Origin of the sequence: Streptomyces sp. NPDC004435, from assembly GCF_042873895.1 — a bacterium.
GTDB lineage: Bacteria > Actinomycetota > Actinomycetes > Streptomycetales > Streptomycetaceae > Streptomyces.
In genome coordinates this window covers 1-13,330 of record NZ_JBIAMB010000030.1, presented here as the reverse complement: position 1 = coordinate 13,330, position 13,330 = coordinate 1, and the positions used below count along the sequence as shown (strand labels likewise).

Annotated in this window: 14 protein-coding genes; 5 read left to right on the top strand and 9 right to left on the bottom strand. The window is 70.2% G+C overall.

Features of this window, described 5'->3' with window-relative positions; genetic code table 11:
* Positions 1-44: 44 nt before the first annotated feature.
* The gene (locus ACFYT9_RS36360; protein ID WP_389170748.1) at positions 45-1,526 is read right to left on the bottom strand and encodes a PIN domain-containing protein; all 1,482 of its coding nucleotides are present in this window, start codon (positions 1,524-1,526) and stop codon (positions 45-47) included.
* Between the two features lie 173 nt (positions 1,527-1,699).
* On the opposite strand from ACFYT9_RS36360, the gene ACFYT9_RS36355 reads away from it, so the two are divergent.
* A complete protein-coding gene (locus ACFYT9_RS36355) occupies positions 1,700-2,104 on the top strand; it encodes a hypothetical protein (RefSeq protein ID WP_389170745.1) in 405 nt (134 codons plus the stop codon).
* 21 nt (positions 2,105-2,125) lie between these two features.
* Here ACFYT9_RS36355 and ACFYT9_RS36350 read toward each other — a convergent pair whose 3' ends face one another.
* Both ACFYT9_RS36350 and ACFYT9_RS36345 read right to left on the bottom strand, forming a co-directional pair.
* Complete coding sequence (locus tag ACFYT9_RS36350) at positions 2,126-3,697, bottom strand: zinc-ribbon domain-containing protein (RefSeq protein WP_389170743.1); 1,572 nt, start codon at positions 3,695-3,697, stop codon at positions 2,126-2,128.
* Between the two features lie 86 nt (positions 3,698-3,783).
* Entirely contained in the window at positions 3,784-4,182 is a 399-nt protein-coding gene (locus ACFYT9_RS36345) for a hypothetical protein (protein WP_389170740.1), read from the bottom strand.
* A gap of 213 nt (positions 4,183-4,395) precedes the next feature.
* Between ACFYT9_RS36345 and ACFYT9_RS36340 the strand changes: the two genes are divergently transcribed.
* Together ACFYT9_RS36340 and ACFYT9_RS36335 are read left to right on the top strand one after the other, a co-directional pair.
* Complete coding sequence (locus ACFYT9_RS36340; RefSeq protein WP_389170737.1) at positions 4,396-4,653, top strand: hypothetical protein; 258 nt, start codon at positions 4,396-4,398, stop codon at positions 4,651-4,653.
* Between the two features lie 148 nt (positions 4,654-4,801).
* Entirely contained in the window at positions 4,802-5,269 is a 468-nt protein-coding gene (locus ACFYT9_RS36335; protein ID WP_389170734.1) for a hypothetical protein, read from the top strand.
* Between the two features lie 81 nt (positions 5,270-5,350).
* Here ACFYT9_RS36335 and ACFYT9_RS36330 read toward each other — a convergent pair whose 3' ends face one another.
* From ACFYT9_RS36330 to ACFYT9_RS36320, 3 genes are all read right to left on the bottom strand, one after another.
* Positions 5,351-6,046, bottom strand: coding sequence for a hypothetical protein (locus ACFYT9_RS36330; RefSeq protein WP_389170732.1), 696 nt, complete (start codon positions 6,044-6,046; stop codon positions 5,351-5,353).
* 284 nt (positions 6,047-6,330) lie between these two features.
* A complete protein-coding gene (locus tag ACFYT9_RS36325) occupies positions 6,331-7,026 on the bottom strand; it encodes a hypothetical protein (RefSeq protein ID WP_389170729.1) in 696 nt (231 codons plus the stop codon).
* Between the two features lie 107 nt (positions 7,027-7,133).
* Positions 7,134-7,589, bottom strand: coding sequence for a hypothetical protein (locus tag ACFYT9_RS36320; protein ID WP_389170726.1), 456 nt, complete (start codon positions 7,587-7,589; stop codon positions 7,134-7,136).
* A gap of 581 nt (positions 7,590-8,170) precedes the next feature.
* Between ACFYT9_RS36320 and ACFYT9_RS36315 the strand changes: the two genes are divergently transcribed.
* Entirely contained in the window at positions 8,171-8,854 is a 684-nt protein-coding gene (locus ACFYT9_RS36315) for a hypothetical protein (protein WP_389170723.1), read from the top strand.
* Between the two features lie 82 nt (positions 8,855-8,936).
* Here the strand turns inward: ACFYT9_RS36315 and ACFYT9_RS36310 are convergent, their stop codons facing one another.
* Genes ACFYT9_RS36310 through ACFYT9_RS36300 form a run of 3 tightly spaced genes read right to left on the bottom strand, consistent with a single transcriptional unit; the run spans position 8,937 to position 13,082 of the window.
* Positions 8,937-11,825, bottom strand: coding sequence for a Helicase associated domain protein (locus tag ACFYT9_RS36310; protein WP_389170720.1), 2,889 nt, complete (start codon positions 11,823-11,825; stop codon positions 8,937-8,939).
* Between the two features lie 37 nt (positions 11,826-11,862).
* Positions 11,863-12,552, bottom strand: a complete 690-nt coding sequence (locus tag ACFYT9_RS36305; RefSeq protein ID WP_389170717.1) for a hypothetical protein — start codon at positions 12,550-12,552, stop codon at positions 11,863-11,865.
* Positions 12,549-13,082 carry a hypothetical protein gene (locus ACFYT9_RS36300; protein ID WP_389170714.1) on the bottom strand — a complete coding sequence of 178 codons (534 nt, stop codon included), beginning with the start codon at positions 13,080-13,082 and terminating at the stop codon, positions 12,549-12,551. Before ACFYT9_RS36300 ends, ACFYT9_RS36305 begins: the two co-directional genes overlap by 4 nt.
* Between ACFYT9_RS36300 and ACFYT9_RS36295 the strand changes: the two genes are divergently transcribed.
* Entirely contained in the window at positions 13,068-13,253 is a 186-nt protein-coding gene (locus ACFYT9_RS36295) for a hypothetical protein (protein ID WP_389170711.1), read from the top strand. The two genes, ACFYT9_RS36300 and ACFYT9_RS36295, sit on opposite strands and share 15 nt — an antisense overlap.
* Positions 13,254-13,330 lie beyond the last annotated feature (77 nt).

Sequence of the window (13,330 nt, the reverse complement as noted above, 5' to 3'; positions counted from 1 at the left end):
GGTTCGTGGCTTCGGTCGGCGCTGTGCCAGGACGACCCGATCCGTCAGTCGTCTGTGTCCGGGGTGTCTGTGTCGCTTGGTTCGGCCTTCGGATCCGAGCTGTCGTCGATGTCGGAGATGGAGGCATCTTCGTCATCGTCGTCTGTGTCAGTGGTTTGGATTCCCGCTGCCAGCGCTGCTGCCGCGATCTGGTTGAGGTCTGTCTGCGGGAAGAGGCAGCTGTAGTCGACCTTTGGTACGAGGTAACTGAAGTCCATCGGGGGAACCAGCCCGCTGAAGTCGGGCTTAGGCAGCACGCTGGCGATGTCGAGCGTGGGCATTGACGCTCTGATCTGCTCGAAGAACCCCAGATCGACCGGGGGGACCACGCCGGAGAGGCTGCGGGTCAGGGCGCTGGCGACATCGAGTGTGGGCATGACATCGGCGAACAGGTTGCCGCCGGAAGAGTGGAACAACTGGTTGCGCACGACCCGCGCCATGCGGGCAGCCCTGGCCTTCAGCTTCTTCAGGATCTCCATGCACCGCGCGTCCGCCGTGTCCGGGAGCACAGGCTCGCCGGGGGTCAGCAGGGTCGGCGCCTCGTCCCCGTCGTCCGCCGAGAAGAGGACCTTCATCTCCCAGACGCACGACACGTACCGCACGTCCTCGCTGTCGCCGTTGACGGCTGCCCCGTACAGCAGCCACCGGGTGTTGGCCGTGTACCAGATGCTGTCCTCGATCTCGTGACCGAGGACGTTCGTGATGCTCAGTAGCTCAGCTTCGGGAGAGGTCAGCCACTGGCGCCACTGCACGGAGGCCTCGGCGCTGTCCAGGCCGATGAATCCGATCGGCGAGCTGAGTACCTCGACCGCGGTCTGCGCCACCCGCTTGCGGACGGACAGCGATTTCAGCAGCTCCTCGGCGGCTGCTTCGGCGTCCTGCCCGGACACCTCCTTGGTGAACTTCGAGACGACTGCATTGAAGTCGGTGAGCCGATTGAGCCGGCCCTCCAGGCCGCGTACGTCCTCGTTCATCGGATAGGGATAGGTGACGCCGTCGCCGAAGTCCTTGGTGTTACTCGTGACGAAGCAGACTTCCTCGTCCGGGTTCTCCCTCATGTACTCGAGGATGGAGAACCAGACCGCCGCGTCACGGCCGCCCTCCGACCGGTCCTTGGTCGCCTTCGCCGGCGGAAGGGCCATGGCCTCTCGTGACAGAGCCCTGCGGGCGGCCTCTCCGCTGGTGTCGATGACCTCGAAGATCTCCTCGTACTCGCTGCGCCAGTGCGCAACGAGACGGTCCAGATCGAGCGGCTCCAGGGAGCTCTCCAACTCCCACGGCAGCGCCTCGTTCAGCTTTGCCAGGGTGTTCACGACAGTCCGGTACTTGTCGGGATAGTGCTTCGTCTGGTGGGCGACCAGCTCCTCCATGACCATCCACGGTACGGCCACCTTGTGATGGCCGGACTGCCGCAGCTTGCGGATGATGTCGGCCCGAGGACCGGACGGCGGGAGAAGATTCACCGCGTTCGTATCAAAGATGATCAACCGTGCCTCCGTTGTGCTGACAGGCATCATCTCGTGCGACTGCCCACCTGCTCTAGGCCGGACCCGGTCCGCTCCCGCAGGCCACCAGCTCCAGCGATTGCCATACCTAAAGCCCTGGTCAGCTGGCGATTTTCCGTGGCAGGCTCGTGGCTTCCAGGCGAGGGGAGCAGACGATGGAGGGCTTCGCGAAGAGCGAGGGCGAGCTGTGCCCGGACTGCAAAGCGGGACCGGGACCGGAGAACGCCTGCGTCGGGGTGGGTATGCCGATCCAGATGTGGCACACCCCGGACTGTCCGCAGTGGATCATCATGCAGATCGGCTTCGAGGACGGCTCCAGGCGTATCAAGGAACAGGACGCGTGGGCGAAGGGCGTCTTCCCAGCCGCGCATGAACGGTTGAAGCAGGCCGCCGCTGAGCTGCAGCCCGGCACACCTGCCCAGCCGTTCGTCGACGCCCTCGCTGAGCTGGTCCAGGCGCAGGCCGACACCACTGGGTTCGTCGTCCTGCACCGGTGGGCGGAGATCCTGGAGCGGCACTTCCCGCCCCGACTGCCTGACCCCAACGACGTGGCCGAGTAGCCCGACCCCGACGGCCGCCCCTCACCACAGCGCAGACTGCACGCCCGCAATGCGACCCGAGCGAAGCCGGGGCGCGGGTCGGTCGCTGGCCGGTGGGGCGGCAGGCCGCCTCTTGTTGATCAGACCTTGGGCCAGCACAGCTCCCAGACGGCGCCCGCCCTTGAGGTAGTCGCGCGCACGCTGACGGGTCTCGTCGGGCCACGGCATCAGCGGCAACAGGTGCTCAAGAACGACGCTTGCGGCCGTGAAGGGGTCTGCCAGGTGCGGCACGACCACATCGCGATGCCAGGTCGGCCGCAGCGGTTCCTCGCGCACCCGTACCACCATCCAGCCAGGCCGGTGGAGTTCTACGGCCTCCGCCTTCAGTCGATCGCGTTCTTCGGCGTCGCGGTGCCAGTACGAGCCGTCGAACTCCACGACCAGGGCCTGGTCGTCGCCCCCGGGGAAGAGCATGTCGAGCCGGTAGCGGCCGTGTGGCGTCTGCAGCGGGTACTGCTGCTCCCCGCCCGTGAGGACGAGCTGAAGTTCGGCGAACAGGTCCGTCTCCTGCCGGGAGACATTGGTCCGTTTCCGGCAGCGCGGGCAGCCCTGTCTGCCCATGAATACCTGTGCCACCTGAGCGGACCAGGGCTCGTGTCCGGCAGGGCACCGCCACCAGACCGGCACATTGGCCCCGGCGGTCACCGTTGTCGGAGTGAGGGCCCCGTTCAGGGACGGGTGCCACAGCGCCGCGACCTCAGGACTCTCACTCGACAGTGCCTGGTAGCGCACCCGGCCGGAGCAGGAGGGGCATGTGGTCACGCCGCGGACGCGGTGGAATACCTTGGCCCGGAACTCGCCGGCGCACTCGTTGCACTTCCACCAGACCAGGCGGTGCGATCCGGTGGTGACGGCTTCGGCCGTCAGTCCGTCGTTGCGTACGGGGTGCCACTGCGCCGCCAGATCCGGCCGCGCCTGGGGGAGAGCGGGAGCACGCTTCCGCCTGGCGCAGACCGGGCAGCCCGACCTGGCTATGGCCCGGTGGCGCACCTTCGCCTCCCAGCGGTGGCCCTGGGAACACCGCCATCCCAGTCGTGTGGGGGAGTTGACCAGTAGTTCTGCCACGTCGGACGGTGCGGTGTCGGGGTCCACCTGGGCGAACAGCTCGGGCATGTCGGCCAAGAAGCCGGCCGGGGCATAGCGGCCAGCCCTGGCGCAGTCCGGGCAGCCGGTGCCGCGGCTGCGGTTGGATATTCGCGCCTGGTACTCGTGCCCGATCGGACAGTGCCACCAGACCTTGCGCTGAGAGCCGGGCCCGAAACGGTCCGGCGAGGCGTCGTTGCGCGGGTGCCACTCTGCTACGAGGTCGGGCGAGTGCTCACTGAACGTGGTCCGGCCACGGGGCACATACCCGGCACACTGCGGGCAGCCGCTCCCGGCGACGCGGGAGTGGACCTGGGCCTGCCACACGTGCCCCTCGTCGCACCGCCAGAACACGGGTTTGTGGGAACCGGGACCGATCCGCGCCAGGTCCAGGTCGGCGTTCAGCTCCGGATCCCACTGTGCGGCGATGGCCGGATGCTCTGCGACCAGGAAACGGGTACGACGCGTCATGAGCACGCACCGTAGGACGCGCCACTGACATGCCCTCGTCGAAGTCACCAGCCTGGAGCAACCCGGCCCCGCTACGTTTCACTTGATCACCCTTTGAAGCTGCCCTCGCCGTAGGCAGGGACGTTCGCGACAGCCCCAGGCGCTGGAAGGACGTCGACGGCCACCAGCGTGCGCTGGCCCTCGTCGTCCACGTCGCCTGCTCCTTGTTGCCAGCGGAACTCCGTCGTGTGCGCGATGCCAACTTCGGTCAGGAACAGCGGCTCCACCTGAGTCGCGCGGCCGCCATCACGGAACATCGCATCGACAAGAACCCAGGCGATCAACGGATAGACCTTTGGTTCCTCGTACGTCTCCGCCCCGCCCTTGAGGTGCGATACCTGGGTGCCGACGAACCACCCCTCAGGCGCGGGAATGACGGAAAGGATCTTTCCGCCATAGCGGTCTTCGTCTTCGTCGTCGGCTACCGGGTCGACATCTTCAAACACTCGATCTCCCCAACGGGATTGATACAGGGCTACGAAAGGACGGTACGACCAGGGAGCCATGGCCGTCTGAGACTTTGAGTAGATCTCATGACCACGGAGTCGGTGATGTCGTGCAGGATGCGTCACCTGGCCCTGCGCTGTTCCCGCAACCTCGAACGTGCCCTTGGGCGGAGCAGGGGGAACGATGGCGCGAACCTGAGGTACACCAGAACCATGACGGCCCAAGAAGCGTTCTGCGTGCGATGCGGCAGCGCAGATACCCGAGTCACCCGCCTCGACCGGACCAGCGCGGAAGGCACCTGCCTCCGCTGCAACAAGCCCTTCCACGCCACGCCGTGCCAGAACTGCGGAGGCTTCCGCATCGACGGCTCCTTCGGCGTCCCCGGCATACGGTTCGAGAACCTCCCCGAGACCGTGGGCTGCTGGGACTGCGGTCACGAGAACCCGCTGCGCGACCCCGGCCCGGAGTAGGCGGCGCCAAGCACGCCCTCGCTGCGGGGCGGACTGCCTGGCGTCTGGCCCGGCGGGCGGAACAGGACCCGAAGTCCCCGTGCCACCGCGCGGGACGGGCGGGCCCACCCGGCGCCGCCGGCGACCCGCAGGCCCTACACAGGGCCGTATGAGACGTAGCCGAGAAGAGACCGCGCCCCACCAGGATCTGCCGGGCGACCTGTGGCACGCCCTGGCCCAGCTCCACCACACCCACCCCGATCCCGTGGGCCGTGTCGGGCCGCTCGCCCGCCCGGCCGGGCTGCTGTCCTTCGCCGCGGCCGACGACACCGTCCTCGCGGCCCGTGTGCAGCTGTCCGGTGCGGAGTCGATGCGCGACGTGGACGAGACGCTCCGTGCGGTCACCGGGGGCATGCACGCCCACTTCACCGGCCCCGGCGTCGCGCTGGAGGTCACGCTCGGCAGACGGCAGGAGCTCCCGCTCCACGAGGCGCACGCGGTGGGCCTCACCCGGCTCTTCCGCCACGCCGCCGGCACCGTCGGCGCCCGCAGCACGCCGGGAGGCGGCCTGTGCTTCCACTGCGGCGGGACCGGTCGTGCCCGACCCCTGTGGGAGCCGGCGGCCGGGCAGGCGTGAGCGGCACGCAAGAGCCGCCCGCGTCCCGGGCCGCCCTTCCGGGCGGTGCGGGACGCGGGCGGGCGTACGGACCTCGGCGGCTTACGCCGGTACGGGTGCCGCGTGCGGACGCAGTGCCGCGAGAGGGGAGCGCCGGCCCTTCTCCACGGTGCGCAGCTGCTCCCAGTCGACCTCGGGGTGTTCGGCGGGCATCGCGTCGACGGACGCTGTGGTGTAGAGCGCGACGTTGACGGCCCCGGCCCGGCTGGTGCCGAAGCGGACCTCGACCGACTGCGGGGAGCGGACCCAGCCGAGCCGGACCATGTGGTTGAAGTCGGCGCGTCGCACCCCGAGCCGGGCGGCGGCCTGCTTGGGCCCGAGCGGGGTGTCGGCGGCGACCAGGGCCGCCAGGTCATCGCGCCGGCAGACCTCCTCGACCTGGCCGGGGTGGTGCAGCGTGCCGTCCGGGTTCGCGCTCAGGTCGACCAGGAGGCCGCGGTCGACGAACCGGCGGACAACGAACGCCGTCACGTTCGCCGGCTCGCCGCGAATGGTCCGGTTCGGGGTCCCAAGAGAGGCGGCGATCCGGTCGGCCGCCGCGCCGCCGGAGATCGGCGGGGAGGGCATCGCGGCCCAGATGGCGTCGGCGTCCAGCGCCTCCACGGCGGCCCGGGACCACTGGCAGGAAGACACGTCCGCGGCCGGGACCAGACCGGTGTGCCGGGCCCACCGGAAGGCTGCTACGGGCACCTTCAGGCGCCTGGCGGCCTGGCCATCGTCGTACTCGGTTCGTCGCATGAGATCACCTCTCGCTCGGTCGCCGGAAGCGGCAGCACAGAACATGACAGAGCGCATGAAAACATGTCAAGTGCTATTGAAAATGGGCAAGTTGGATATTCTCCGCTAGGACTGCGCCCGCGTACGCGAAGGGAAATCACCCGTCCGGATGGCGCGGCGGTGCTGCGCCGAGCCGCGGCGTTGACCGGAATGTGCAGCGCCCCGCGCGTCACTGCCGTGACGCGCGGGGCGTGTATGGGGGGGCGGGGAGCCGCTTTAGAGGTGAGGGGCCGGTCCCTTGCGGGTCAGGTCCGCAGGGGAAGGACGTGCCGCTCCCACTGGTCGTGCCATTCGGCGTGGGCGGGGGAGTCGGGGGAGGGGACGGTCCACAGGTCCCAGGGGAGCTCGACCTCGTCGACGCCCCAGGTGGCGTCGTTGTGCACCCCGCACCAGGCGACCTGACGGGAGGAGTCGAAAAGGACAGCGGCGACCGGGGTCTCCTCGTTGGGAACGCTGCCCATGACGCCCTGGATGTGGTCGATGGCCTTGCCGAAGCTGGTGAAGATCTGCGTGGCCCGGCCGTGGGGCGAGGTGCTGCCGGTGATCGTGTAGAGCGTCCAGCGCTTCCCGACGACGCCGGGCCATCGCTTGCGGGCGGCCTGACGGGTGATCCCGAGAGCGTACGAGCCGAGTTCGGCGTAGGAGGCGCCCGACCGGCCGGCCCGCGCCGCGCCCTCGGCGGCCAGGCGGCGCATCAAATCGCCGGCCTCGCAGGCGACCTGGACGTACTCCAGGTGCACGTTCTTGGCGTCCTCGCCGGGGGCGATCGCGTTGGGGCTGTGAGGGTGGCCGCCCTCGGCGAGCAGCATGCGGCGCTTGGTCTCACGCCAGACGAGGTCCGTCAGCACGGCCCGGAACTCGGCGGCGAACTGCTCTGCGCGCACGACGTTTCCGTCGATGCCGCAGTCCGCCTCGTCCAGGTGGTTCCACAGATCATCCATGTCGAAACTTTAGACCACGAAACCGCCTCACGACAACCAAAGTTTCGCCTGGTTGTGTGCGGGTCACCACCCGCACGGCGCCAGGAACCTCCTCCGCCCGGCCCGGATCAGGACCGCTCCGGCGCTGGACCGCAGTCGGCTCCGGCTCGGCCGGCTGCGCATGAGGCGTGAGCCGGCGCGGGCCCCGCGGCCTCCTCGGCAACGCTGGCGCCGCTGAGGTCCTCGCACACCCGCAGGTCCAGTTCGACGGCAGCCGCGTCGATACGCGCCCACTGCTCGTCGGTGAGGCCGGGCAGGAGAGGGCGCAGGTGGTGCAGAGCGAACGCGACGATGCCCGGCGCCACGCTGTGCAGGAGGTTGGCCAGAGCGGCGCTGTGCGCGTCCGGATGGAGCTCGCCCCCGCCCGACAGGGCGTACGCCAGCCTGTACGCGGAATCGGCCTGCTCGGTGAGGGTGGCGTTCGCAGCGCCGCGTACACCCGTGAGCCAGTCGGCCGTGAACAGCAACTGCTCGATCGCGGCACCCGGCACCATGGCCCCGGCCGCAGTGGTGATGTTCTCCATGCCCGGTCAACTCCCCGACCGGTGAAGCGGACACGGCCCCCCTCCGGCCACCGCACGGTGCGGCCTACTCACCTGCGGCGTCGGCCGCGCCCTCCACGGTGAGGATCACCGAGACCATGCAGCCCCCAGTCCGCGCCCGGCCCGGCGGGACCGTAGAGGCCAGGCTGTGAGTGAGATGCCGACCAGCCTCACGGCGGGGTCGGCCCCTCGGGAGGGGCAGGGAGGGGCCGACGCCAACCAGCAAGGAGCAGCGGTCCTGTACGCCGCTCCCACCACCACGGTAGGAACCCCTACCGCAGGGCGCAGTTCCTGATGGGCCGCCAGAGCGACACCCCCTTACCCGTACGACAGCCGAGCCGGCATTCCCGCTGACGCCGCTCCCCCCGGCCGTGCGCCTGGAGCTAGCAGTACGGGCTGGAGGACGAGCACTGCGACTCCAGGCCGCGCCCGGGGCCTTTACGGGGAGTCACACAGGCGGGGCAGATTTGGCCGGATACCGACCAGGCAATTCGATGGACGCCGCCCAATGGCCCCGCCCAGGGCGGGATCATCAAGATCCGGTACCCAGCGGGAGGATCTGGATGTTCAAGGCTCTGGCTGCGCAATGGCAGGAGAACCAGAAACAGAAGCGGGCGATCGCTGCCGAGAAGTGGGAGCAGGAGAAGCGATGGCGCGAGGAGGACCGCGAAGAGCAACGCCAAAAGCGCGCCGAGGACGCCAGGCAGCAACAGGAGCAGGAACGGGAACGTGCGGCCGAGCAAGCCCGCCGAGAAGAAACCACCACGATGCTGTACCGCATGCATCTCGACGTTCTGAATGCAGCCGCCACGGTCTCCTACATCACACTCACCTGCCACGAGGACACCTGGACGTTCCTCGCCCGTAGGGCCTTCGGCACCTGGTCACCGGAGTGGCTCACCAGCGTCGTCCAGGACCAGCCGGGCCAGGCCGGGCCGGTCGCCAAGCAAGCAACCTTCAAGAAGAACCCCAACCTCTCACCAGGGCGCATCACCAAGCAGGACAGCGGCATGCAGACGATCGAGGTTTCCGGCGACAACCTGGTGACGATCCTCGAAGCGCTCTGGGAGACCGCGTACGGCCAGTCCGGCTACCTGGCCCTCATGGACACCGACCCCAACAAGAGCGCCTGCGCCCCTCTCTACCGTCGCTTCAAGGCATGGCTTGAGGGCCTCGAACCCGGCACGGTCAGCAAGCCGGGCCACACACTTGTCCTCGACGAGCGGCTCGACACCCAGCCCGCATAACCCCGTGCGTTGAGACACCCCCATCCCAGTACCGGACCCCGGGCTCAACTGCCTCGGGGTCCGGTCAGACGTGGAAAGCAGGTCAGTAGTCGTCGCGTTCGGAGTCCGGTCCGTATCGCTCGATGAGGTCGCAGGTGCAGGTCCCGCCTTCGTAGTGCGTCTTGTCGCACTCGAAATGGTGGTCCCACGGCGACCGCTCTGCCGGGGCCGCCGCCGGCGCGGGCTGCGGGGCCGACGGCTCCGGGGCGGCGGCGACGGCCGGCACCACGCCCGCCCACTCCATGCCCAGCCCGGCGAGCGCGGCGCGCTGCTCCGGGGTGAGCTTGTCGCGTCGGCTCTTGGTGTTCGAGAGCCACACGCCCAGCTTCACTGGTACCGGCTCCGCCTCGCCATCGACCTCGACCTCGACCTCCACGACCGCGCCGCGCGGGACGGCCCGCTGCCCTTCCTTCTCCACCCACTGGGCCAGGGCGGCCAGGCCCCGCTGGAACGCCGCCTCGGCCTTGCTCCCCGGCTTCTTCGACCCCCTGAGGGCGGCGGCCAGCGACGGACGGAGCTCCGCCGGGGCGGCGGCCGCCACGTGGAGGGCAGCGGCCTGCACGCCCAGCCTGGTCAGCCGTTCGCGCTGCTCGGGCATCAGCTGCGCCCAGGTGCCCAGTTCCTGCTGCCTCCAGCGCCAGGTGCCGATGTCATCGCCGTCGAAGACGACGCCCGGCGCGATGTGGGGCAGCTGGCCGTCGGCGTCGACGAGGTCGGCGAGCACCCGGTAGTGGCGCTGCCAATTCAGGGGCCAGGGGCAGTTCCAGTCCGGGTCGATCGCCGCCAGCTGCGCCGCGCGCTCCGCCGCCCGCTTCGGATCCTTGCCCAGGCCGCCCTTCCGGCGCAGGTTGGCCATGTGCTGCCCGATGGGCACCATTGCCTCGCCCTCGCCCCACACGGCGTCCTGCCGGGGCGCGAGGTGCCCGGTGGCCCGCCGGTACGACCGCAGCGCGGCGAGCTTGGCCTCCCACGCCTCCTCGCCCGGCTCCCACACCATCCCCGCCTCCGGGGCGTCCAGCAGCGTCTTGCGCCGGTCCTCCAGCTCCCCGGACCGCAGCGCCTTCCTCTGCTGGTGCACCCACCGCCCGAGCGGGAAGTCCTTGGTGACGCCGACTGCGACCTCGACGTCGTAGGGGACGGCGTAGACGCCGGTGATCTCGTTCTCCTTCCGCCACCGGATGAGGGCCTGGTAGCCCTCCAGCCACACCAGCGACTCCGGCCGGTACACCCGCGTCCGCAGGAACGCGGCGATCGTGGCGGCGTCGCGCGGGCTGGAGAAGTGCAGTAGGGCGGCTTCGGCGGCGGCCTGGGTGTCGTCGTCCTCCTGGTCCTCGCCGTCGCCGGTGCCGCCGGCGCCGACGATCCGCCCGTCCTCGTCTCGCCGCAGGTGGACCTTGCGCTTGCCGCTGGTGAGCGCGCGGGAGGCGAGCTGCTCGACCAGGCGCTCGTCATGCGAGCGCAGGCCCTGGAGCACGGCGACGAGCGGCTTGAAGCTGGCGGAGGCGACCATGTCCTTGGGGTCCTCGTTCGGCTCCAGGAACACCGGCACGATGATCCTGGCCACCTTGGTGCTGCCGTCCCTGTTGAGCCTCAGCGCGCGGCCGATGTTCTGCACGATCTCGACCTGGGAGCCGCGGGTGTCGGCGAAGCACACGGCCTCGACGCCCCGCTCGCCGGTGATGTCCACGCCTTCTCCGAGGACGCGCACGCTGGCGAGGAAGGCGCGGTGGACCCGGTGCCCGGTGGCGTCGATGCCGTTGGCGAACTGCCGCAGGACCTCACGGCGCTCGGCGATGAGGTGGTCGCCGCACAGCCACGCCGACCAGACCCGGTCCGGCGGTACGTGGCGGCCGGCCTCCAGTTCGTAGAACTCGGCGTCGATCGACGACGCGGGCAGCTGCTCCGCGGCCGCCAGGTCCTCGTCCGAGGCGTCGGTGGCGTACAGTTCGGCCGCCGTCGCGGGCAGCTTCTCCGCAAACGCCGCAGCTTCCTCGACCTTCTGGTGGAAGGTCATGATGGTGCGCAGGTTCCAGGCGGCGGCGTGCTCCAGGAGCGCGGTCTGCAGCAGCGCCAGGCGCCGGCCCCGCCGCGCCTCCTCGGACTCGCCCAGAACGGGGGAAGGGTCGCGAATCTCCAGGACGTCGATCTCGAACCCGGCGAGGATCTCCCGCTCGATCGCCTCCGACAGCCCGAGCTCGGCGAGCCACGCGCCGTACGTCCCGTCCGGGTCGTCAGCCATGGTCGCGAGCGCCACCTCCTGGCCGTCCGTGCCCTTCTGCGGCCGGGGAGCGGCGAGGATGCGCGGGGTCGCGGTCAGGTAGAGCCGGAAGTCCGCCGGGATCCGGGCGTTGTCGTGGATCGCGGCCCACGGACGGCCGAGGTCGCCGGCGGTGCCGTGGGCTTCGTCCACGATGGCGAGGTTGAACGGGGCCATCTGCTGGCCGTAGAGCCGCTCCCCGCCCGCCAGCGCGGCCTCCAGCGGCCCGCGCACCTTTCCCCGGCCCGTCGGGTCCTCCGGGTCGTCGCGGTCCACGAGGGAGGCGTACGTGGCGAACACGATCACGGGTCCGTGTCCGGTCCACAGGGCGAGCTGGATGGCGTTGGTGGTGGTCCGCACACCCAGCGCGCCGAGGACCGGGTCGTTCTCCAGCGAGCACACGGCGACCATCGGGGCCCGGTGGCCCACCGCGCGCCACGCCTGGGCGGTCTGGACGAGCAGGTCCAGGGTCGGGACCGTGACGAGGATCCGCCCCTCCGCGAACGACTCCAGCGCGCACGCGGCGGCCATGATCGTCTTGCCGGAGCCGGTCGCGGACACGATCGTGCCCCGGGCACCCTGCGGGGGCACAGATGATCTTGCAGGAAATCCGACCCACCTGCGAAACGCGGCGCGCTGGTCTACCTGGTGTTCCTTGAGCGGAATCGCTGACATTTCCTCGCCTCCCCTGAGTCTGAATTCCTGTGGTTTTTCAGATGGCCGCGTGCGGCGTGCTGGCCGCACCCGCGTCGTTCCAGATCGACGTGTCCGCCTTGTGCCGGCCGCCGGGCTTCCCGTCCTTGAAGGGCGGCTTGTCGTCCGGGTCGTAGTGCCCGGCGTCGAGCGTGCAGACCACGACGTCCCCGTCGCTGTTGACCGTGCGCGCGGTGCACAGGCCGCCGGCCTCGCCCAGCGCCTTCAGGACCCGGCGCCGGGCCGTGGTGTGCGGGTGCGTGGCCGGCAGTACGGCCTCCCGCACGAACGCCTCCAGGCGCACCAGGTCGGCCCGCTCACGCTGCCTCACGTCCGCGATATGTACGGCCAGTTCAGCGGCCCCTGCCGACCGGCCGCCGCGCCGGGACCATCCCCGGTCCGCGATGTCGACCAGGGCCTCGCTCACGGTCCTGACGCCCTCGTCCCAGCCGTCCTCGAACACCGGGCCACGGTAGGCCGGCGCCATCCCGTCCAGCTCGACGACCTCGCACTGGGCCCCGGCGACCGCTCCGGCCTCCAGCGCGGCCACCAGGTCGTCCGCCTCGCTCGCGGGCACGCCCTGGGCCTGGAGGAGCGCGAACAGCCGCAGCCGGGCGTTGACGCCCGCCGTCTGGTACTGCGTCACCCGGCGTACCGGGTCGCTGCTGAGCTGTCCGTGCGCGGCCGGGGTATCGGATGCTCCGCTCACCGGGTGCCCCTCTCCCGCAGCTCCAGCTGGTGGTGCGTGAGGTGTTCGAGGAGGAGACGGGACAGGGCCCGGGCGGGGTCGCTGGTGTGCAGGGAGGCGTCGTCCTTCTCGGTGCCGAAAGGGAATCCCCAGCCGGGGAAGACGATGGCGCGGGTGAAGAAGTCGCACAGGAGCCCATACATCTCCGAGTGCGGGACCCCGGTGGGCTCCCGGAGCTCCGCCTGGGCCGCTCCCATCACCCAGTCGACGACCCGCCGGCGAGCGAGCTCCTGCTCGCGCTCCTCCGTCAGCGGGCTCTCCTCGGACACCGCCACCACGCGGTACAGGCCCCGGTCCCCGTACACCGTGCCCGGCCCCTCCAACTCGGCCCGCGCCTGGGCCACAGCCTCCTCGACCGTGCGCCCATAGGCGTGGTGGGTCAGCACCGCCGCGCCCGGGTGGTCGGGGTCCGTGCACTGGGCCACGATCCGGTAGCAGGTGGGCTCCGCGCTCTCCAGCGGACGATCGTCCTCGCCGTGCGCCGCGGGCACGGCGCCCGGCTCGGGGGCAGTCTGCTGCTCCTGACGGGCGTCGGCGCCCTCCAGCTCGGCCTGCCACCGCTCGAAGCCCGCGGCCTCTTCCTCGTCCAGCTGGTAGTCGAGGTCGTACTTGTCCTCGCTCAGCAGGGCGGCGCTCGCAGCGGTTGTCAGTTACCTCTCTAGTTGCAACATCTCAAGCTCCTTGAGCTGCTGTGCTGCATGTCTTCTGGGAGGAAAGCAAGGTGCCTCTGAACTGCGGA